At 42.4% G+C, this 22,126-nt stretch carries 14 protein-coding genes; 9 read left to right on the forward strand and 5 right to left on the reverse strand.

The features are described from left to right. Positions 1–9: 9 nt before the first annotated feature. The 4 genes from CHI10_RS01460 to CHI10_RS01475 all read right to left on the reverse strand — a co-directional run bounded on the left by CHI10_RS01460 (position 10) and on the right by CHI10_RS01475 (position 8,301). The gene (locus CHI10_RS01460) at positions 10–975 is read right to left on the reverse strand and encodes a LacI family DNA-binding transcriptional regulator (RefSeq protein ID WP_095242504.1); all 966 of its coding nucleotides are present in this window, start codon (positions 973–975) and stop codon (positions 10–12) included. 67 nt (positions 976–1,042) lie between these two features. Continuing rightward, on the reverse strand, positions 1,043–2,659 hold the full coding sequence (locus tag CHI10_RS01465; protein ID WP_095242505.1) for a glycoside hydrolase family 13 protein: 1,617 nt from the start codon (positions 2,657–2,659) through the stop codon (positions 1,043–1,045). A 58-nt stretch (positions 2,660–2,717) separates the two neighbouring features. Next, the gene (locus tag CHI10_RS01470) at positions 2,718–6,053 is read right to left on the reverse strand and encodes a GH36-type glycosyl hydrolase domain-containing protein (protein ID WP_095242506.1); all 3,336 of its coding nucleotides are present in this window, start codon (positions 6,051–6,053) and stop codon (positions 2,718–2,720) included. A 79-nt stretch (positions 6,054–6,132) separates the two neighbouring features. Beyond that, complete coding sequence (locus CHI10_RS01475) at positions 6,133–8,301, reverse strand: glycoside hydrolase family 3 N-terminal domain-containing protein (protein WP_095242507.1); 2,169 nt, start codon at positions 8,299–8,301, stop codon at positions 6,133–6,135. Positions 8,302–8,770: 469 nt separating this feature from the next. Between CHI10_RS01475 and CHI10_RS01480 the strand changes: the two genes are divergently transcribed. From CHI10_RS01480 to CHI10_RS01500, 5 genes are all read left to right on the forward strand, one after another. Continuing rightward, positions 8,771–10,039 carry a sugar ABC transporter substrate-binding protein gene (locus tag CHI10_RS01480; RefSeq protein ID WP_179288922.1) on the forward strand — a complete coding sequence of 423 codons (1,269 nt, stop codon included), beginning with the start codon at positions 8,771–8,773 and terminating at the stop codon, positions 10,037–10,039. A gap of 87 nt (positions 10,040–10,126) precedes the next feature. Beyond that, positions 10,127–11,014 carry a carbohydrate ABC transporter permease gene (locus tag CHI10_RS01485; RefSeq protein ID WP_095242508.1) on the forward strand — a complete coding sequence of 296 codons (888 nt, stop codon included), beginning with the start codon at positions 10,127–10,129 and terminating at the stop codon, positions 11,012–11,014. Positions 11,015–11,037: 23 nt separating this feature from the next. Further along, complete coding sequence (locus tag CHI10_RS01490) at positions 11,038–11,898, forward strand: carbohydrate ABC transporter permease (protein WP_095242523.1); 861 nt, start codon at positions 11,038–11,040, stop codon at positions 11,896–11,898. 107 nt (positions 11,899–12,005) lie between these two features. Beyond that, on the forward strand, positions 12,006–12,353 hold the full coding sequence (locus CHI10_RS01495; RefSeq protein WP_095242509.1) for a hypothetical protein: 348 nt from the start codon (positions 12,006–12,008) through the stop codon (positions 12,351–12,353). Between the two features lie 135 nt (positions 12,354–12,488). Next, complete coding sequence (locus tag CHI10_RS01500; protein WP_095242510.1) at positions 12,489–13,763, forward strand: L-cysteine desulfidase family protein; 1,275 nt, start codon at positions 12,489–12,491, stop codon at positions 13,761–13,763. A 65-nt stretch (positions 13,764–13,828) separates the two neighbouring features. Here CHI10_RS01500 and CHI10_RS01505 read toward each other — a convergent pair whose 3' ends face one another. Next, complete coding sequence (locus CHI10_RS01505) at positions 13,829–14,524, reverse strand: response regulator transcription factor (protein ID WP_095242511.1); 696 nt, start codon at positions 14,522–14,524, stop codon at positions 13,829–13,831. A 176-nt stretch (positions 14,525–14,700) separates the two neighbouring features. Here CHI10_RS01505 and CHI10_RS01510 point away from each other — a divergent pair, with 176 nt between their 5' ends. The 4 genes from CHI10_RS01510 (at position 14,701) to CHI10_RS01525 (ending at position 22,074) form a co-directional block, all read left to right on the forward strand. Beyond that, a complete protein-coding gene (locus CHI10_RS01510; protein ID WP_095242512.1) occupies positions 14,701–16,347 on the forward strand; it encodes a flavin-containing monooxygenase in 1,647 nt (548 codons plus the stop codon). A 67-nt stretch (positions 16,348–16,414) separates the two neighbouring features. Then, the gene (locus CHI10_RS01515) at positions 16,415–17,359 is read left to right on the forward strand and encodes an alpha/beta hydrolase (protein WP_095242513.1); all 945 of its coding nucleotides are present in this window, start codon (positions 16,415–16,417) and stop codon (positions 17,357–17,359) included. A gap of 109 nt (positions 17,360–17,468) precedes the next feature. Continuing rightward, entirely contained in the window at positions 17,469–17,675 is a 207-nt protein-coding gene (locus CHI10_RS01520) for a hypothetical protein (protein ID WP_095242514.1), read from the forward strand. A gap of 211 nt (positions 17,676–17,886) precedes the next feature. Beyond that, the gene (locus CHI10_RS01525; protein WP_095242515.1) at positions 17,887–22,074 is read left to right on the forward strand and encodes a S8 family serine peptidase; all 4,188 of its coding nucleotides are present in this window, start codon (positions 17,887–17,889) and stop codon (positions 22,072–22,074) included. Positions 22,075–22,126 lie beyond the last annotated feature (52 nt).

Here is a 22,126-nt window from a genome sequence, read left to right on the forward strand (position 1 = left end):
GCAGCTAAATTAAATGGATTGCACCGAATCTCCTGGTATGAGTGTAACGTAGATACGTTCATTTTCAAACGGTTCGCCTGCAATCAATTTTAGCAGGTGTTCAGCAGAAACAGCGCCCCATTTACGCTCAGAATAATCGATGGTTGCCAATCGAGGCTGAGTATACCTGGAAAGCTCAATATTATCAAAGCCGATAATATGAATATGTTTCCCAATTTCATACTTTGTAGGGGCAAGATAATTGTACATGCCGATTGCCATTTCATCATTCAGGCAGAATACTGCAACAGGCTCGGTGTATTCATTTACGATCTGTTCCGCTGCCTTCTCGCCAGCGCCCTTATTAAAGTTACCCGGAAGTTCGCGGTAAACGATCTGCTGATTCCATTTCACAGCCTGACGAACAGCTTCAATCCGCTGGACCGCATCATACGAACCATCCGGACCATTTACTGCATATATTTTTCGATGGCCTTTTTCAATTAAGTAATCAATCGCAAGAGTGGCCCCCGAAGTATTATGCAAAAGTACCTGGTTAATATTGGGGTGAATTAATTCCCTATCCATTACAACAATCTTATGTCCTGCATCAGCATGCTTCAATAGTTCTTCACTCGAAAAAGAGAAGTCCAGAACAATAGCTCCGTCAATCATTCGTTCAGGGATAAAACGGTGGGACTCTTTTCCGCTGCATACAATCATCTCATATCCCTTGCTATTAAGAGAGTCCTGGATACCCTGCAGGAGCTGTCCATAAAATGCTCCCCCGAAGTTCGTTAAAAAAACCCCGATAATTTTTGTTTCCCTTTTCTTTAAAGAACGTGCTGCAGCGTTCGGCACGTAGTTAAGCTCTTTGGCGATGGCCAGGATTTTTGCAGCAGTCTCCTCAGTGACCTTTGGGCTGCCGTTCAGAGCATAGGAAACAGTTGATATGGAGACACCCGCTTTTTTTGCAATGTCTTTAATACTTGTCACAATTCTCTCTCCAGTCTCTGCAATAAGCTCTTCTCTTATTATACATTGTGAGCGCTTCCAGCTATAGTCAATTTTTTAATTTATAAACAATGGCTTCATAAGGTCGAAGTACTTTGTCATGGGGAGGGGAAGAGTAATTATGAATAAGAAGTTCCCTGTTCCCAAAGCTGAGAAGTGACTCCTTTACGTTTTTCTCAGATACATTAGCGATGATCATCCATTTTTCATCTTTATAAGTTCTTTCATACGCAAAGACTTCCGGTGCACTGTCAAGCAGGCAGTAATGGCCATACATAATGATGTCATTGTACTTCCTCAGCTGTATAAGCTTTTGATAAAAACGGAAGATCGATTGCTTAGATCCGAGATCACTTTCAGCGTTAATGGATAAATAATTTGGATTCACTTCAATCCACGGAGGTCCGTTAGTAAAGCCGGCATTCTTTTCGGTATTCCATTGCATGGGTGTCCGTGCATTATCTCGGCCTTTCGCATAGATTGAATTCATAATGTCTTCATGAGACTGACCTCTCGTTATCCGCTCATTATACATATTGAATGTCTCAATATCTCGGTAGAAACTTATATCAGGAAATTTGATATTTGTCATTCCGATTTCTTCTCCCTGGTAAATATACGGTGTGCCTTTCATGAGATGCAGAAGAGCGGCAAACATAGTGGCGCTTTCATAGCGGAACTCATGATCATTGCCCCATCTTGAAATAATACGCGGCTGATCATGATTGCTCCAGAAGAGGCTATTCCATCCCTTATTTGAAAGGCCTGTCTGCCAGTTTGAAAAAACACGCTTTAAATCTTTTATGTCGAGCGATTTCAAATCCCATTTTTGCTTACCGGGCAGTTCATCTAATGAAACGTGCTCAAAGGCAAAGACCATATCCAGCTCTTTTCGCGAAGGGTCCGTATAGAGAATAGCCTGCTGCAAATCAGCCCCGCCGGTTTCGCCTACCGTAACAATATCCATTCCCTCCAGTACTTCCCGATGCATTTCCTGTAGGTATTCATGGAGGAGGGGACCATTTGCTATGATTGATTTATCAAGATCCTTTGCAATCAGGTCGATCACATCAAAACGGAATCCTTTTATTCCTTTATTAATCCAGAAACGCATTACATCATAAATGGCATAGCGGACAGGGGGGTGATGCCAATTCAAATCAGGCTGTTTTTTACTGAACATGTGCAGGTAGTATTGGTTCGAATTGGAATCATACTCCCACGCACTTCCGCTGAAAATGGACTGAAGGGAGCTTGGAGGGCCATTCTCCACGCCGTCTTTCCAAACATAGAAATCACGGTAAGGATTACAGTTACTGCTTCTTGATTCAATGAACCAGTGGTGCTCATCTGAGGTATGGTTGGCGACAATATCCATCATGATGCCGATCCCTCGGCTGGCTGCCTCGGAGATAAGCAGATCCATATCCTGCATAGATCCATATTCCGGATGTATGCTGTAATAATCGCTAATATCGTATCCATTATCATCGTTTGGCGAAGCATACACTGGACAGAGCCAAATGACATCAGCTCCCAATTCTGCAATATAATCGAGTTTTGAAATTAGTCCTTTTAAATCACCTATTCCATCCCCGTCGGAGTCTTTGAAACTGCGGGGATATACCTGATAGATTACACTTTTGTGCCACCATTTCATTTTCATCTTGACGCCCTCCAGACATGAAAAAGGAAGCGGCCTCATTTGGCCGCTAAATCCTCGATTACAAATAAATGTCGATTATATTTTTTTCTTGTGTTAGATGCTTTTCAAGCTCGGATTTGCTGATTTGGTATCCGCCTGTGCGGTATCTGTTGGAAATCCTTTGTGCATTTATCTTGCTGCCGTTAATCTTGATTCCGGGAATCTCCTGATTGCCGAGATGATAGAGGAATGTCACTTCTTTACCATTAATGCTGAAGTTGAATTCCAAACCGTCATGTTCTGCTTGAAGAATAGGGTCAATGACCAAATCCTGTCCATCGCGGCGGATTCCAAGGGCATTTGAAATAAGCTGATTCATATAAATTCCCGGACCGCTGGAGTAGATTCTCCATCCGCCTTTTACAGTGGCGGAGCCATCACGAAGCTTATCAAAGTTCTCTGCAGCTTCATAGCGGGAATTGAATTTTCCGTCAGAGCTACTGAAGTAGGCATTGCTTTGCCGAAGCTCTGCATTAGGCACCATCTTTTGGATCCCGATTGGATTGATTTTCTGCAGGCCAGTCCATACCTCATCTGACTTCCCGATTTTGGCCATTGCCTCAACGAAGCGAATGTGCGCATGAACATACTGAAGTCCAATTTCCCTGCCAAAATTAGCCGCCTGCTCGGCTCGTTTGAAATTTGTACTGACGCCGCCTGTATATGAAGCTGGACGGTCCATTAAGCGGACTCCATCGGGGTGGTACAGCTTTTCTTTGATAATCTTATAGTGTTCCTCAGCCTGTTCTGGCGTCAGAAGTTCGCCAATCATGCTCCTTGTCATAGGGAGAAGGCGATAGTGTATCCCTGTCTTCGTATCGGAAGGGTGTACCATCATTTCAGGTTCTTCAGGATTTTCCATGTACACAAACCCTGGAATTGTTTCCGAAGAAAGCATATAGGTGCTGAAATCTCTTTTGATTCCCTCAGCAATATCCTTCAACTCAACAGACAGTTGATCATCATGGCCTTCCAATAAAGAAGAGAATTGGCTGATCACCTGGAATGTCAGGGCCACTGTCCAGCTGCTGGCCATATATTGCTTTAATTGGGCATTAGCCGGCTGAAGGGTATCATCCCAGTCACCATCTCCATAGGAAGATAAAAACGTTTCATGTAAAAAATGATCCTTTATATACTGAATCTGTTTTTTTATATGATCCAGAAGAGAAGCATTCTCTTTTGTAAATTCAAAGCTGCCTTTTTCAGTGTAAGGGATTGATTCGCTTAATATAGAGTAATCATTAGTTGCTTTCAGGTATTCAGCAATCACCTTCAATGGCCAGACAATGATATCTCCATGGCTTTCTTCCTGCTGGAATCTGTAATATTCATCAAACATGAACCATTGAGGCCAGTTACCATCATCTGCGTACTGGTGAGAGTACACAGTCGTAATGATATTCTTTACAGAATCATATTTTTGTGTGGCAATGAAGTACTCAGTTGGTCCCTGGCAGACATCGCGCGTTCCCCAGGCAGCTCCGCCGTACTGCTCAAGTCCATGGGGAACAGAGTAATGGACCAGCATGTTGTGTGTATACCACCAGGCAAGAGCGTTTACTTTATTTAGCTCCTCAACAGCAGCTCCCTTTTTGGAAAGCCGGAAGCCGTTCATGGTTGAGTCGAAAAATTCGCGATACTTTTCTTTTTCTGCATGGAAATCGGTTTGCCCGATTAGGAACTCTTGCCCTTCAAGCAACCCTTGAATGGCCATCTGCCATTGACTTGAAGAAGCCATTTCAATTACAGCAAGAGAAGCTGCTTCCTTATTAATATTTTCTCCGAAAAGACTAGAATCCTTTATTTGGAAATCAGTACCGTTTATTTGCATGCGGTACGCAAGGTCAGGAAAAACACTTGAACTGTCGGAGTTTTCTCCCGGCTTAAAAGTAAGGGTATTTCCATCATGCTCCATTTCATATGGCTGGTTATACTCGTTATTATTCATAGAAACCTGGTTAGTCACAAGATACCGGTAGGCTTTTCCTTTTTCAGAGCGGAGATGCAGCTCTAGTTGAGGAGCATCCGCACATGTATAGGAAGTGATTATAATCAGGTCATCTGCTGTCTTATAGTACCATCTGCCATAATTAAAGCCCATTTCAAACATAGAAGGCATTGTTAGCAAACGATATTCCCCGTCAATTTCAATGTAAATCCTCTGGCCGGAGGTTTTCATGATGTTTAATGCATTTCTGGCGTTTGTCAGCATTTTATTGAAAGATGTATTCCCAACCACGATGTGAGAGTTGAAAATTCCATACATATATAAAGTGGAAGTAAGGACGTTTTGGATGTTCTCAACATTTTCCCCGGTCATGATGATATGTCCATGAGGACGTTCAACGAGCAGTTCTTTCTCCTTTAAGACAACATGCTCATGCCGATCTGTAAAGAAGGATAATAGCGAATTTCCGGAAGTCTCTTCCTGATGGCGATGGGGGAACAGCTCATCGATTTCCGCTCTGCTCATCGTAAGCGTTTCAAGCGGTTTCCCAAAAGCAGGAGAGAGACGGACAGGCTCAATTTTGCTGCCTTGAGCTTCTGCTTTTGGAATCTTCCCCCAAGCTTTCACTATATCATTCTCAAATTCCAGCTCTGTGATTGCCTCTTGGTGGTTTTCCTTAAAGATGCCATAAAAGACGACCTGTGCCTCGCCTTTCAGCTCAATCTTATCTGACTGAAGGGCTGTATAGGCGAATTCGTATTGGTAGATTTCATTAGCAAGAGAGTTTTTACTTAGTGCTTCAGGTAAGTCTGTTTCTTTATAGGATAATCCGAAAAATTGAAACCCATCAGTAGAATAGGCTATCGTTTTAGTGAGTGACCCCTGCTGAATATAAGGGAAGCATCCGCCGCTCATTGGCTGGTTTTGTCTGGAGCATAAGGCAAAACCTTTTTCAGATCTTTTAAATGCTTTATGATCAATGTATTGAGACATGTATGCTTCATTCGTGCGAACGGCACCTTTATCAGCAAGTCCCAAATCCTGTCCGTAGATAACATCAGCTGTATATCCATCTCCAGATAATTCAACATTCCAGAACCAGATAGCGTTTTCTGTCAATGTGAATGTAACCTGATAGGTAATGCCGAGAGCTTTCCCTTCCCAGATCACTTGGTTATGTGCGGTACGGACCGTGCTTTGGGACTTGACTCCCAGCAGGGGAAAGGTCCTGATGCCAGTCTCCTCGTGAATACGCAGAAATATATTATTTAAGGAACCATCTATTGGATTGGAAAGCCATTGGTTGATCATAGTGGATGAATGGGCAATTTCGTATAGATCCCCGCTATTTAAAAAGGTAAATGATAAATCATTAGCCTGAATGGTGAACTTTGACTGTGTCATATATTGTCAACTCTTTCCTTTTAGGTTTCATAAAATCCCATAAACTATTTCAATGGTTTATGAGACTGATATATTTTGTTCAATCTTTAATCAATTCAAAATGCAGCGGGGTAACGTCCCTGCTGTTTGTACCTATATAGGCGACAAATTTTCCGTTATCACTCCTGAATGATAAGTCAGTATGATAATAACGCAATTGTTCTTCCTTGATCTCAAATGTAACATGGACTTTTTCACCGGGATCCAGTGTGATTTTCTTAAATCCTTTAAGTTCCTTCAAAGGCCTGACGACTTCACCTGAAACGTCCTGAATATAGAACTGAACAATTTCTTCTCCCGCACGGCTGCCTATATTGGTTATTTCTGCAGACAGCATAATCGGTTTGGAGGGAGTCAGAACAGAATGTGATAGTTTGGCGTCAGCATATTCAAACGATGTGTAACTTAAGCCGTATCCAAAGGGAAGCAACGGCTCATTTGGTATATCTAAATATTGTGATACGTATCTTTCCTGTGCATCTGGAGCCCCCTTAGGACGTCCAGTATTAAAATGATTGTAATAGACAGGGACCTGGCCGACTGAATAAGGAAAAGACATGGTCAGTTTTCCTGATGGACAGGCATCTCCGAGCAAGAGATTGGCAATAGCGTTTCCGCCTTCTGTACCTGGATACCAAGCCTCCAGAATGGCGTCAGCTTCGTCCCAGATTCCGTGTAAATCAAGCGGGCGTCCATTAAAGAGGACAGCAGCGACTGGCTTGCCAAGCTGTTTTATCCTGGCTGCCAGTTCGAGTTGAGCTTCAGGCAAGCGGATATCTGCACGGCAGCCGGCTTCACCGCTCATTTCCGAATCTTCCCCGAGTGCCAGGATGATAATATCTGCATCCTCAGCTATCTTAAGTGCTTCATTTATCTGTTCATCTGTGACGGATTCAATGTCACAGCCTTGAGCGGTTACAAGAAGGGAGGAGCCCACTTTTTCTTTCAACCCGTCATAAAGTTGAACGGCTTTTTCTTTTGACCCAAGAAATGACCATGGACCCAGAATGTCATTGTTTTTTGCAAACGGTCCGATAAGCGCCAATTTCTTTTCCTTATTAATAGGAAGAAGCCCGTTGTTTTTTAATAAAACAGAGGATTTAACCGCCAGCTCCCTGGAGGCTTGCCGGTGATCCTCATTAAGAATGAGTTCTTTTTCAAGTGCTTCATCGGCACCTCGGTTTGGATTTTCAAATAATCCCAGTTTATCCTTCAGGGTTAAGATCCTAAGCACCGCTTCATCAATGAGTGCTTCATCCACTTTTCCATTCAGCACAAGTTCTTTTAAATGGTCGATATAGCATGAAGTCATCATTTCAATGTCCACACCGGCCTGGATGGCTTTCAGTGCGGCTTCGGCTTCATCTTCGGCAACTCCGTGAGGAATCATTTCCTTTACTGCGCCCCAGTCGGAAATTAGAACTCCATCAAATTTCCATTCGTCTCTAAGGAGACCTCGCATCAAGGCGCTATTGCCGGTAGCGGGGATTCCATCGACCGTGTTGAAAGCTGTCATAACCATTTCACAGCCTTCTTCAAGAGCTGCTTTATAGGCAGGAAGATAGGATTCCCGCAGCTGCCGCTCCGACATATTCACCGTGTTATAATCTCTTCCGCCCTCTGGTGCTCCATATGCAGCAAAATGCTTTACACAGGCGGCGACTTTCTCAAGATTGTTCTGCAGATCTTCACCCTGAAAACCGCGCACAAAGGCTCTCGCAAATTCACTGTTCAGGAACGGGTCTTCACCAGTAGATTCCATTACACGGCCCCAGCGCGGGTCACGGACAAGGTCGACCATTGGGGCAAAGGTTACATGGACACCGGACACAGCTGCTTCTTTAGCGGCAATGGCAGCACTCTCCTGTGCACCATCGAGATCCCATGAACAGCTAATGGCGAGAGGGACCGGAAAAATAGTCTTATAACCATGTATGACGTCTGCCATGAATAATAAAGGAATTCCTAATCGATTGTTTTTTAAGTGGGCTTTCTGAATACGGATTGCTTCTTTTGCACCACCTGAAGCACCAAGAACTGAACCTGAGCTGTGTATGCTGTTCTCGTTGATTTTCATGGAAGCGAGAGGGCCTGTAATCTGCCCTTCATCCTTTGAACCTTCAAAAAATGGTGTAGCCAGCTGCATAAGTTGGGCAATTTTTTCATCGAGAGTCATTTCTTCGAGTAAGGATATTAGTTTTTGCTTCATTTTCAGGGTACCCTCCCCAATTTCTTATAGTATATTTTAAATAATAAATAGAAACGTTTCGAATAAAGATACAACTGCATTATAAGCGCTTTCTTTTTTTGAGTCAATCAAAAATCGAAACGTTTCGAAAAGGTTGGTTAAATATTATATGAAATTTTATGATTATTTCATTTTCTGCTGTAAAATATACTTGAAAACGATTTCACATTAGCATATAATAACCCTATCGAAACGTTTCTATAGTGTTGGAGAAGAGATTATTGTCCTCGACCCTTAATTATCAAAACGTTTCTATAATGATAAATTCATATTTTTTTAGTGTCACTCGAAACGTTTCGCTAAAAAGGGGGAATTTCCAAACCATTTAAAAATGGAGCAGGTTTTTACGTTTGTACTTTAAGAAGTAATGAAGCAACACAATAGCGGGAAACTTAAAGCAAAGCCTATTATTTTATTGGGGGTTTTACGTATGAGCCAAAAGTTATTAAATGTATTCAGTAAAAAATTCGCTGCAGTTGCTATGGTGGGTTCCCTGGTGGTTTCTGGGGCATTGGCAGGCTGTTCATCTGATTCTGGATCTTCTTCAAAAGAGGGGCAGAAGACCATAACCGTTTGGGGCATGGGCGAAGAGGCAAAAACACTTCCGAAAATTGCAGATGAATTTGAAAAAGAGAATCCTGAAATTGATGTTAAGGTGCAGGCAATCCCTTGGGACCAGGCACATGATAAGCTTTTAACAGCAGTTGCTTCTAAAAAAGGGCCGGATGTTGTGCAAATGGGAACAACTTGGATTCCTGAGTTTGCTTCTGCAAATGCATTGCTTGATTTAACTGAACACACTGAAAAATACCCTGAGCTTGGGGCAGATAATTTCTTCGAAGGTTCAATCGAAACAACGAAATATGATGATAAAGTGGTCGGCGTGCCGTGGTATGTAGATACACGGGTACTTTTTTACCGCACTGATTTATTAGAGGAAGCAGGATATAAGGAAGCTCCAAAGACATGGGAGGAGTTACAGGATGCAGCCAAAAAATTGGCTGATCGCGGTGAGGACAAATACGGAATCAGCATTGATACAAATGAGCAAAGCTTATCATTCATGCTGGCCCGTCAAAATGGTTCCAAGCTTATCGAAGGCAATCAGGCATTTTTCAATGAGCCGGAATTTGTTGAAGCCGTTGAGTACCTGAATGGATTCTTCAAAGACGGATCCGCTCCGGTTGACCTTGGTCTTGATATCGTCCAGGCATTCAGAGGGGATGGAATTCTGCCGATGTTCATAAGCGGTCCCTGGATGGTTAAGCTGATCAATGACCAGGCGCCAGAACTTGAGAGCAAGTGGGCGACTGCAGTCCTTCCGGCTAAGGAAACAAATACTTCCACACTGGGCGGATCCAACCTATCCGTATTCCAGCACACAAAAAATAAAGAGGAAGCACTTAAATTCCTTGCATACATGAGCAAACCCGAAACTCAGGTGAAGTGGCTTGAAATGACAAACTCTTTACCGGCAAACAAAGAGGCATGGAATGATGACCAGCTTCAGCATAACGAATATTACAAAGTTTTTGGGGAGCAGCTGGAAAATGCACAGCCAATGCCTGTCATTAAACCTTTTGAGAAAATTGCACAGGATTTCTTAAGCAGATTTGAAAAGATTTATCGTGGCGGCGCGGATATCCAATCCGAAATGGACGACTTTGATAAAAAATCTGAGGAAATTTTAACGAAGTAATATTAATAAATAGGCACTGGCAGACATAAGTCTGTCAGTTGCCTCCAATAGTCCTGACTCATGGGACTAAGAAGGAAGGGACCTACAATGAAAAGCTTTATGGCAAACAAGACTCCATACTTTTTTATAGCTCCTGCACTTATCTTACTGACATTATTCTCCATTCTCCCTATATTTGTGGCCCTGATCATCAGTTTTACTGATCTGGATCTGGTCGGGATAGCCGATTGGTCATCTATTAGCTTTGTTGGTATAGAGAATTATAAAGAGGTTGTGAGTGACCCGATCTTTGTAAAATCCATTCTTAATACCCTGTTTTATGTGGTATTTGGTGTACCGCTAGTCATCGTTTGTTCCCTGGGAATTGCTCTCCTAATCAACTTTGGAAAAGCCCGCATCTTTAAAGCTTTCCGGGTTGTCTTCTATATGCCTTCCATCACAAACGTTGTTGCGGTTGCTGTGGTTTGGAGCTATTTGTATAACCCTCAGTTGGGATTATTTAATTATGTGCTGGAGTTTTTGCACCTGCCGCCTGTTCCATGGCTTCAGGATCCGACAATGGCAAAGGTTTCACTGATCGCTCTTGCGCTTTGGAGAGCCATTGGTCTTAACATGATTATATTCCTGGCAGCGCTTCAGGGTATTCCAAAAACTTACTATGAAGCGGCTCAGCTTGATGGTGCCAACAATTGGCAGCAGATGTTCAAGATTACGATTCCGCTTTTAAGATACGCCATCTTCTTCGTGTCCATCACGACGATGATCGGCTGGCTGCAATTTTTTGAAGAACCGTTTGTCATGACAAATGGCGGTCCTTTAGACAGCACCACTTCAGTTGCCTTGTTCATTTACCGGAATGGATTCCAATTCAGCAACTTTGGATATGCGGCTGCGGGGTCTTTCATACTGTTCATTGCCATCATTATCATAACAATGATTCAATTTAAGCTTCAGAAAAAAGGACAGGATTATTGATGAAAGCTGAGGTGGAAAACAAAATGAAATCCAATGCAGTTCATAAGCAATCATTAAGTAGCAGCATTAAGCAGGAAAGAGCCCAGCAATGGATCGTAGGTATTATCCTAGCCATCGGAGGATTGCTGGTTTCCATTCCATTTATTTGGATGATACTTTCTGCTTTTAAGCCTGAAAGTGAAGTCATGCAGCTCACACCCACTTTGTTGCCCCAGGACTTCACATTGGAAAACTTTCAGAATCTCTTTGTGAATATGAACTTCGCTCTTTATTTGAAAAATACGCTTATTGTCGTTCTTTGGTCTTTTGTCGGGCTATTCTTAAATGCGATGGCAGGCTATGCCTTTGCCAAATTTGAATTTAAAGGGCGGAACAAATTATTCTTTCTCGTTCTTGCTACAATGATGATTCCTGGACAGGTAACCATGATACCTGTGTATCTGATACTGAATCAGATGCAGTTAACCAATACAATGGCGGGGATTGTTCTCCCAGGTCTGGTGGGTGCATTCGGGATATTCCTGTTCCGCCAGTTCATGACTACGATACCTGATGAATTGCTTGAAGCAGCAAGGCTTGATGGCGCCAGTGAATTAAGGGTATTCTGGCAAATTGTCCTGCCTATGGCTAAGCCGGTCCTTGCAGTACAGGGGATATTAACCTTTATCGCTGGATGGAACAGCTTCCTGTGGCCGCTGATCATTGCAAACGACGAAAGTCTTTATACTCTTTCGGTCGGACTCCAATTATTAAAAGGACAATATGGCGGAAACTTTGCCCTGCAGATGGCAGGATCAACCTTCATGGTTGTTCCAATTATCATCATCTTCATTCTCTTCCAGCGATATATTATCGATGGTTATACCATTTCGGGGTTGAAATAAATAGTAAAGGCCAGGAACTTCGGTTTCCTGGCCTTTTGTGTGTTAAGAGGGTACTCTCCTACATAAATTCTTTGTAAACGGAACTATGTAACAAGGGGGGATTAAATATGAAACCTGAAATGGAAAAAGCCATTTTACTCGCTGAAAATATAAGGGGGTTTTTGACCTTTCTGAATAAGAATCTCGAAAATAATATTTTCTATTTGGACTCAGACAAATTACAACAAATCAAACTGATTGCTGAAGACTTTAAGTTTCATATCCTTGCAGATGAGCTATTTAGAATCAATCGCTTTGTCTGTGATCCAAAGTACACAAATTATTTAGTGAACCGGTTTGTAAAGGGACTCACTATTATAGATGAATATGTACAAAGAAACTATAACAGCCTTTTTATGGTGACTGGAAGATTATATACCTTGAAGAATCTCAGTGCATTATTCTGCAAAGATTAGATGCCAGAGCTGCTCCTATTTTATTTTTCCGTCAACTTGGTATGAAAGGAAATATTGCCTCTCTTCATTTTTCACTATATGGATTATAATAGTTAAAGTTTCATTCTATTACTTAAATCAATTAGGGGTATGAAAATGGAGAAGCACAAGATCTTAAGGATTCTGGAAAAAGAATTAGTGGTTGCCCTTGGATGTACGGAACCTGTTGCGATTGCACTCGCTGCAGCAACTGCAAAGAGCCATGCTAAAGGGGAAATAAAAGAGCTATGCTTAAAAGCGAGCGGAAACATCATCAAAAATGCTAAATCAGTCGGAATTCCGGGCATGAGTTCTTATGGTCTTGATTTCGCAGCGGCAATTGGCGCTGTGGCAGGGGACCCTGCAAGAAAGCTGGAAGTATTAGAGGGAGTAGGGCCTGAAGATGAGCTGCTGGCTCTTAAACTTATTGAAGAAGGAAAAGTAACTTCCCTACAGGCGGAGACACCGAAAAGGCTTTATATCGAAACAGTATTAAAAACTGATATCCACACTTCCAGAGTCGTAATCTCTGATAACCACAGCAATATTTCTTTAATTGAGGTTGATGGAGAAGTTATCTACCAGGGCGGATGTGAAAATATAGGAATCCAATCTGAAGAAGATGAATTAATTGCACTCACCATTGATGAAATATATGAATGGGTGCTTAGTGTGGAAATCAGTTCCTTAACACTTGTAAAAAAGAGCATTGAGCTCAATCGGATCATTGGAATGGAAGGCCTATCAGGTGAATATGGCCTAAAGGTAGGGAAAACGATAAAAAGGAATGTGGAAATGGGGATTTTGTCGGATGATATTGCCACTGCTGCAATGTCTTTGGCTGCAGCTGGATCAGATGCGAGAATGGCAGGCTCCACACTGCCTGTTATGGCAAACACCGGAAGCGGCAACCAGGGAATAGCAGTCACTCTTCCAGTTGTTGCAGCTGCTGAAAAACTTAAGGTTACAAATGAAAAAATGATTCGGGCAGTGGCACTCAGTCATCTGATAACCATTCATATTAAATCCAAATTTGGCCGTCTTTCTGCACTATGCGGTGTAACTGCTGCAGGAATGGGGGCAAGTGCAGCCATCGTGTATTTGCTCGATGGACAGCTTCACCAAATCAAAGCAGCCATTCAGAACACAATCGGGAATGTTTCTGGAATGATCTGTGACGGAGCAAAAGCAGGCTGTGCCATGAAAGTGTCTACCTGTTCTAATGTAGCTGTGCAGTCTGCCCTTCTTGCACTCAACGATCAGGAAATAAAATCAACCGATGGATTTATTCATGATGATGTTGAAAAAAGTATCGAGAGTTTCTGTAAATTAGGAAATGAAGGCACCCGTCATACGGATGAGCTGATTTTGAAATTGATGATGGAGAAATAAATGTTAAAAAGGCCCTCTCTATAAGAAAAGGGCCTTTTTTGGTGCAGCGAATGAACATCTACGTATCATGAAATCATCCCTCTCCGAAACATCTCCGCAATTGCCTGTGTGCGATTTTGAGCTCCGAGTTTCCTGATAGCTGTTTTAATATACTGGTTAATGGTAACTTCACTGATAAACATGGAATCGGCCATTTCCTTTATGCTTTCGCCCCAGGAAATCCTCTTCATGACCTCCATTTCTCTTCTGCTTAATAGCCGGGCATCTTCTTTTCCTTCTGTTTTTTCAAGAGTTTTTCCTATGTGCTGACCAAATTGAGTATAAGAGGAAAGCTGCTGATCAGAAATTTTTCCCTGTTCGTCAAATTCGTTTGTGCAAATATAGCCGATAGGAACTGCACCAAAGCAAATGGGGATTGCAAGGAAGGAGTTGACATTGGAAGTAGTTATGTATTTGATGTTTATTTGCTTGAGGTATTCGATTCCCGAACAATATTTAGCTTTTCTTTCATAGAGGGCAGAGTAAATGAGCGGCAATGAACGAACATCATCCCTGATATCTCTTATATGTATTAATCCGTGGCATGTGATAGCGATGATACCTTCACCAATAAAACCTAAAGGTGAATAACGAAATAAATAGGCGTTTTTCACAGGAAAAATGTTCATATAAACCTCTAAAATTTTATACAGTTTCTCCTCATGAGTTTCGACATCTTCTAAATTATGGATATTATCCAAAATGGTAGATTCTATTGCCATATTAACACCTTCCTTATAGGGATATTATATATAGAAAATTATGAATATTCAATACAAACGAATGATAGTAAGCTTTAGTTATAGTTAAAAATTAAAAGTACTGGAGAGGAGGAACTTATTAAAAAGGAAAATGAAATCGCTTTCATTCAAATTAATTTCATGAGGAGGAAGAAAGTATGTCATCATTTCAAAAATCGAACACTCTCACGGATTTTGATGCTGTTGTCGTAGGGGCTGGTTTTTCTGGATTGTATATGCTGCATCGTTTGCGGGAGGCCGGTTTTTCCACCCGGGTATTTGAAGCGGGCGATAATGTCGGCGGTACATGGTATTGGAATCGTTATCCCGGCGCAAGATGCGATGTTGAAAGCATCTACTATAATTACACTTTTTCTGAGGAACTACTGAAAGAATGGAGCTGGTCGGCAAAATACGCCGAACAGCCTGAAATATTAAGCTACATAAACTATGTAGCAGATAAGTTTGATCTGCGGCGTGATGTGAAATTCAATACAAGGGTGCAGTCCGCACAATATGATGAAAAGAAAAATAGGTGGGACGTCCAATTAAATAATGGTGAAAAGGTTTCTGCACAATATTTTATAACAGCTGTAGGGTGCTTGTCAGCGTCCAATGTGCCTAAATTTAAAGGGCTGGAAAACTTTAAAGGAGAATGGCATCATACCGGGCACTGGCCGCATGAAGGAGTGGATTTCACAGGGAAGCGGGTTGGCATTATTGGCACAGGGTCCAGCGGTATCCAGGCAATTCCTGTTATTGCAAAAGAAGCCGGGCATTTGACGGTATTTCAGCGAACCCCGCAGTACAGCAGCCCGGCCAGAAATACGCCGAATGATCCTGAACATCTGAATAATATACGGAAAAATTACGGGGATATCAGAGAAAAAATGCGCCATTCCATAACCGGCATACCGGAGGAGCCAAGAAATGTTTCCGTTTTTGACGAAACTCCTGAAGAAAGGCAAAAAGTTTTCGAGGAAGCCTGGAAAGAAGGAGGACTTCTTAAGTTATCTTACGCATATAATGACTTGTCCATCTCACCGGAAGCGAATGAGATTGTGGCTGAATTCATTCGCTCAAAAATCCGAGAAACAGTCAAAAATCCTGAAGTTGCAGAAAAACTCCTTCCGAGGTTCTATTATGCCACTAAACGCACCATCATAGATACAGATTATTTTGAGACCTATAACCGGGATAACGTATCGCTGGTGGATGTAAAAGAGGCACCGATTCAGGAGATTACTGAAGCAGGCGTTAAGACTGTGGATAATGAATATGAGCTTGACATGATTGTGTTTGCCACAGGATTTGATGCGATGACTGGACCGCTGTTTAAGATGGATATCCGTGGAAAAGACGGCGTCTCCCTGAAAGAAAAATGGGCAGGCGGCTCACAAACCCGAACCTATCTTGGCCTCGCTACAGCGGGTTTCCCGAATATGTTCATGCTGACTGGACCTGAGAGTCCGTCCGTATTGAGCAATATGATGGTTTCAATTGAGCAGCATGTAGAGTGGGTATTTGATTGCATCAGTTATATGCGGGAACAAAATCAGGCTGTCATTGAAGTCAAAGAAGAGTCGGAAAATACATGGAGCAAGCACTGCCGTGAAATCGCCGATCAGACTTTGTTTACCAAAACAGACTCCTGGTACATGGGTGCCAATATTGAAGGAAAAGCCCGCGGCTTTCAAATCTATCTTGGCGGTGTAGGAACCTACCGGAAGATTTGTGAAGAAGTCGCCGAAAAAGGCTATGAAGGTTTTAACCTGACAGCATCTGAAAAAACTGCCGTTAAATAGTGGGTATAGATTGGGCAGGCATTCATCCTGCCTTGTCAATAAATATATTAATAGGGGGAAAATAATTATGGCATTAGATCCGCAGGCAAAATTTTTATTGGAACAGATGGAGGCAGCAGGAGCTCCGCCGATGAGCCAGCTATCACCGGAGGAAGCCCGCCTTACTACAGATTTCAGCGCTTTGGCTGGAGAGCCGGAGGAAGTAGGGAAGATTGAAAATAGAAAAATTGCGGGACCTGAAGGAGAAATCCCTGTCCGAATATATACTCCTAAAGGAGAAGGTCCATTTCCAGCGCTCGTATACTATCATGGCGGCGGCTGGGTAATTGGTGACCTTGAGACAGTTGATGTTCCTTGCAGACTGTTAACGAATTTGGCGAATTGCGTGGTCGTTTCTGTAGATTACAGACTTGCACCAGAGCATAAATTTCCTGCTGCTGCGGAAGATTCATACGCTGCAGCCAAGTGGGCAGCTGACAATGCAGCATCCATTGGTGTTGATCCAAACCGCATTGCCGTTGGCGGCGACAGTGCCGGCGGTAACCTTGCAGCCGTTGTGGCTCTCATGGCAAGAGACAAGCGTGAAATCTCAATTGCCTATCAGATGCTGATCTATCCGGTAACTAACCATTCTTATGCAACAGAATCCTATACTGAAAATGCAGACGGCTACCTGTTAACGAAAGACAGTATGGAGTGGTTCTGGAATCATTATTTGCGGAATGAGGAGGATGGAAAAAATCCATATGCGTCTCCGCTGCAGGCAAAAGACTTAAGCGGACTGCCGCCTGCATTGGTGTTAACGGGAGAATTTGACCCGCTGCGCGATGAGGGTGAAGCCTATGCGGAGCGTTTAAAAGAAGCCGGCGTTCCGGTTGAAGCCAAACGATATGACGGCATGATCCATGGATTCTTCTGGATGCCGGGTGTACTGGAGCAGGGAAGAAAGTCAATTGAGCAGGCGGCAGATGCGTTAAACCGTGTGTTTCAGGGCAGTGTCGCTTCGAAATAATAGCTATGCAGATTGGACACTTCTGATTTTGGGGAAGTGTCTTTTTTGTGTTAATTTGTAAATTAACTAATTGCTAGATTACTTGAAGATTTGAAAGGAAGTGGTTGCTATGAGCGTTTATGAAGACGAAAACGGAAAGGAAAACAGTCTTCATAGAGTGTTCATGAGGAGGACGAAATCGGCAGAGAGAAAAGGAAACCAGTCGCCAGAGAGCTTTCATGACGAAAAAAATAGCAAGGAAAAGAAAACACTCGGCATAAAACGCGTGAAATTAAAGTTATCCCCAAACTCGCCACCATTGCCCAATTTGGGGTAATCAATGTCCGGTTCTTCCATATTTTAATTTTTCTCCCGGTGATCAAGATGCTTATCATCCTATTTTCAAGATATATCCCAGCTGAAAATATTAAATTTAGTAGTAATGTCCCTCTTTTATTACCCCAATTTACTGCCACATCTCTCACCCTTTAAGATGAAAATAGTAAGTATTCTTACTTTTCTACTAATTAAAGAGCAGGAGGAAAAAAATGAAGTCACGCAATAATCTATTAAAAGGAGCTCTGGCTGCAAGTTTATTATTTACTGCTTCCATTCCATTTAATGTGCTTGCTCAGAAGCCGGAGATCACGGTGGACGAAGCGGAAAAAATTTTAAGCAGCCTCTCTAAAGAACAAAGGGATGCTTTAGAACAGCTAGAGGTTGGACCTGGATTTGTTATTTCTCCTGAAGTAAATACATCCACTCCCGAGTTGGTCGAAGTCATTGTTGAATTTAACCAGCCTCCTGCAAAGGTTGAGCTAAAGAAAGAAGCTTTAAAAGGCAAAAAAACGTCTCTTCAAGCAGCTAAAGAAAAAGTTGACAAATCCCACAACGAATTCAAAACCCATGTTATCAAGCTGAAATCTAAGAAAGGCAGTTTACTGTATGACGCAAGTAAAATTGAAGTAAAACGCGAATACAAGAATGCCTTTAATGGTGTTTCCATGACACTGCCGGGTATAGCTGTTGATGAACTCCTGCAATCAGGTGCTGTAAAAAGAATCTGGAGCAATGCCCAAGTCCAGTTGGATCTCCCTTCAGTAAAGGAATCCAAAGTGAAGCCGAAGATGGCAGACAGCATTCCGCAAATCGGAGTAGACAATCTTCATGACGAGGGGATTACCGGGAAGGGCATCAAGGTCGGAGTTCTGGATACAGGGATTGATTATACACACCCTGACTTAACAGGTTCTTACAAAGGGTACCGTACAGAAAATGGACAAGATCCTAAAACCGTTGATCCGGGCACTGTCAAAGGCTGGGACTTTATCAATAATGATGCTGATCCAATGGAAGCAACTTACAATGATTGGGAAACATCCAATCAGCCTGAATTTGATTACAGAGGGGCCGCCTACTATACTTCTCACGGTACGCATGTATCAGGGACCATTGCTGCCCAAAAAGAAAATGCAGTCGACTATGCTGTCAGGGGAGTAGCACCTGATGTTGATCTGTATGCCTACCGGGTTCTAGGGCCATATGGATCCGGCACGACAGACGGGGTGCTGGCCGGTATTGATAAAGCAGTAGAAGATGGCATGGATGTAATCAATCTATCACTTGGAGCGAGCGTAAATGATCCTTTATATCCTACTTCGGTTGCAATTAATAACGCTATGCTTTCCGGAGTCGTTTCCGTTGTAGCAGCAGGAAATGCGGGACCAAATGAAAAAACGCTTGGTGCACCTGGTACGAGTGCATTCGGAATTACGGTAGGAGCAAGTGATGCCTCCATATCCATTCCAGCTTTTAAAGCTAGCGCAGCTGAGAAGGTCTTTGAATCTATGAAATTATTAGCCAAAAACTTCACGGATGATTTAAAAGCACTAGAAGGGAAATCATATCCAATTGAGTTTACTGGTCTGGGCACGCCGCAAGACTTCACTGGAAATAATCTTACAGGAAAAATTGCCTTAATTGAACGCGGAGAGCTGACATTTGAGGAAAAAGTGAAAAATGCCAAAAATGCCGGTGCAGCAGCTGTTATTATTTTTAATAATACGGAGGGCGAAATTCCAGCCTATATAGGTGAGAGCACCAAGTATATTCCGACATTCCAGCTTTCAAAGGCGGATGGGGAATATTTAAAAGGCAATCCGGGAGCTTCTGTAGCATTTGACCAGCTTTTAGAGGTTAAGACGGAAGGAGACACTCTTGCCGATTTCAGTTCAAGAGGCCCTGTGAATAGCAACTACGATATAAAGCCTGACCTCGTGGCACCAGGGGTTTCTATTTTCTCCACCTATCCGGAGTTTATGAACCATCCAGAAGATGGCCAGGATTACACATCTGCCTATGCACGCCTGAATGGTACGTCCATGGCCACTCCTCATATAGCAGGCGTGGCGGCACTTATGCTTCAGGATAATCCGAATCTTGATCCATTCGATGTGAAAACAGCATTAATGAATACGTCAGATGATTTAAAAAAGGACTACTCCGTGTATGAAGTTGGTGCCGGCCGTGTGGATGCCTATCAGGCAGTTCATTCTAACGTTTCATTTAAGGTGCTGGATAAAACAGAGCATGTTGAAAACGGAGAGTACGTGGAGGCTGATGAAATCACGGGTTCCATCAGCTATGGAAACCACTATTTGGACAGTGCTGATATAAAGGATAGCCGTACACTTCAAGTGACAAACAAGAACGGACAGGACCAATCCTATGATGTAACAGTGGAATATCATTCAGCCCGGAACGGTGTGCAGGATGGAGTAAAAAATAATATTAAAGTAGACCTTCCAGAATCGGTTACAATAGGAGCGGGAAAAACGGAACAATTACAAGCAGCGATTACAATTCCGCAAACAGCTGAAATCGGGCGTTATGAAGGATATATTCATGTGGTGAATCAGGATAATCCAAAAGAACGCTATCAAATTCCATTTGCGATCCGGGTGACGGATAAAGGCATCGATTTTGCAGAACCGCTTCAGCCATCTATTACGACTGATACACCAATGCACCAATACTATGCGCCTGGTACGCACTTTGTCTTTAAATTTAAAAGCCCGATGGAGACATTCGATTTAATTGTAAAAAATGCAAAAACAGGCAAGGCTGTTGGAATTGTAGGAAGCTATGATGCCAGTGCGGCCATGCCTGATAAAGAATATCTCATATACTTTGGCCACAGAGGACTTGTTTATCCATTCACAGGGAATAAGAAACAGCCGATTGCCGATTACATGCAAAAGCTGCCGGAAGGTGAATATGTCCTTGATTTAATCAGCCGGGATGCAGAGGGAAAGACCTATCATCATGAAAGTGTAGGCATTGTAGACAATACACCGCCGGAAGTGGATCTCGACATTGAACCGGGTGTGATTGAAATAAATGATAGCATGTTAACAACTGAAGATGGCCACCATGCATTCTGGGTTCATGGAATGGTGACCGATAAAACAGTTGACCTATTGCAGTCAAAAGGGATGGATTATACCCAAAAAACCAATATAGCTGCTTATTATGAAAGTGAAATACCATTTATCAGCGGATTCCTGCCGCTGGATGACGATGGCGCAACGAAGTTCGGTGTGCTTCCGGAAGATTATGAAACGGCTCCTTACCAATTAAGGCTATTCCCATGGGATATGGCAACAGCAGCCAATATGTTTAAATCTCCCCGGTATGTGTTTATGAAGGAAGGCACTGAACATGCAGCGAGCCGTTTTAATAAAAACAGTGTGAAGCTGAATGATGAAATTACCATGACTCTTGATTTAAATAATGTAAAGAACTTTATCTCAGGTTCATATGAGATTCAACCTCATCTGGATTTCTTTGAGCTGCAGGAAGTAAAAGTAAATCCAGAGCTTCAGAAATTTGCAGATCAAAATGGAATTGAAATAAAAATAGATGAGCCAGTTTTCTCAAAATCTACTGTGAAAGTCGGAGCATCTCTTTTAAAAGCAGGCTTTGAAGGAATCAGTGGAGATATGCCATTCCTTGATGTTACTTTTAAAATGGTGGACGACACTAATTTCACAAGGTTTACCTCCTTTGGATTAAAGGAACTTTCTTATCAGAAGCAAGGTCAGTCAAAAGCAGAAAACATTCCGGCTTACAGCTTAAACCATTTTGAATTTACTTCAACTCACTCACGTATTTCAGGTAATATAGCTCCGGAAGCTTTCTTAACTCCCGGAGGGTGGATTGACAGCAAATATGATTTTACCAAGCTTAAGACGAAGGTTTATGCTAAAGCTGCAGATGGAAAAATCTATGAAGGGTCAATGGACAGCAGGGGGCTGTTTGAGGTCATTGTGCCAGCAGATAAAAAAGCCTATACGGTCTATGTAGAGGTTCCTGGCCATATGGCTGAGTATAAAAATGTAATGGCAAGCATCGAAAAAGAGGGAGAGCAGCAAGGCCTGTATGTAAGAATTAATCCTGAAGATAACCTTGCAGGGGATGTTACACAGGATCAGATTGTTGATATCCGGGATCTGAAAGAAGCTGTTGATCATTATGGAGAAGAAAACCCTAAAAATGTTCATCTGGATATGAACCAGGATGGTTTAGTCGATGAAACAGATGTCAGATGGATTGAAAAGAATTTCTTAACGAAAGGTTCATTAGCAGGAAAAGGAAATCAGCCGAAAGACAGGATTGGAAAGAAAGGGCTTACGGATTTCTTAAAGATGATTGGTTTGGAGCCGAAAGAAAAATAATCATAAAAACAGCAGGCAGGAGTCAAGTTCTCCTGCCTGTTTCTATTATCCT

It is taken from the genome of Bacillus sp. 7894-2, from assembly GCF_002272225.1.
Taxonomy (GTDB): domain Bacteria; phylum Bacillota; class Bacilli; order Bacillales; family Cytobacillaceae; genus Cytobacillus.

Bases quoted from the DNA above. Each gene is read 5' to 3' on its own strand.
- CHI10_RS01465 (WP_095242505.1), bottom strand. From the start codon at position 2,659: ATGAAAATGAAATGGTGGCACAAAAGTGTAATCTATCAGGTATATCCC.
- CHI10_RS01470 (WP_095242506.1), bottom strand. From the start codon at position 6,053: ATGACACAGTCAAAGTTCACCATTCAGGCTAATGATTTATCATTTACC.
- CHI10_RS01475 (WP_095242507.1), bottom strand. From the start codon at position 8,301: ATGAAGCAAAAACTAATATCCTTACTCGAAGAAATGACTCTCGATGAA.
- CHI10_RS01480 (WP_179288922.1), top strand. From the start codon at position 8,771: ATGAGCCAAAAGTTATTAAATGTATTCAGTAAAAAATTCGCTGCAGTT.
- CHI10_RS01485 (WP_095242508.1), top strand. From the start codon at position 10,127: ATGAAAAGCTTTATGGCAAACAAGACTCCATACTTTTTTATAGCTCCT.
- CHI10_RS01490 (WP_095242523.1), top strand. From the start codon at position 11,038: ATGAAATCCAATGCAGTTCATAAGCAATCATTAAGTAGCAGCATTAAG.
- CHI10_RS01495 (WP_095242509.1), top strand. From the start codon at position 12,006: ATGAAACCTGAAATGGAAAAAGCCATTTTACTCGCTGAAAATATAAGG.
- CHI10_RS01500 (WP_095242510.1), top strand. From the start codon at position 12,489: ATGGAGAAGCACAAGATCTTAAGGATTCTGGAAAAAGAATTAGTGGTT.
- CHI10_RS01505 (WP_095242511.1), bottom strand. From the start codon at position 14,524: ATGGCAATAGAATCTACCATTTTGGATAATATCCATAATTTAGAAGAT.
- CHI10_RS01510 (WP_095242512.1), top strand. From the start codon at position 14,701: ATGTCATCATTTCAAAAATCGAACACTCTCACGGATTTTGATGCTGTT.
- CHI10_RS01515 (WP_095242513.1), top strand. From the start codon at position 16,415: ATGGCATTAGATCCGCAGGCAAAATTTTTATTGGAACAGATGGAGGCA.
- CHI10_RS01520 (WP_095242514.1), top strand. From the start codon at position 17,469: ATGAGCGTTTATGAAGACGAAAACGGAAAGGAAAACAGTCTTCATAGA.
- CHI10_RS01525 (WP_095242515.1), top strand. From the start codon at position 17,887: ATGAAGTCACGCAATAATCTATTAAAAGGAGCTCTGGCTGCAAGTTTA.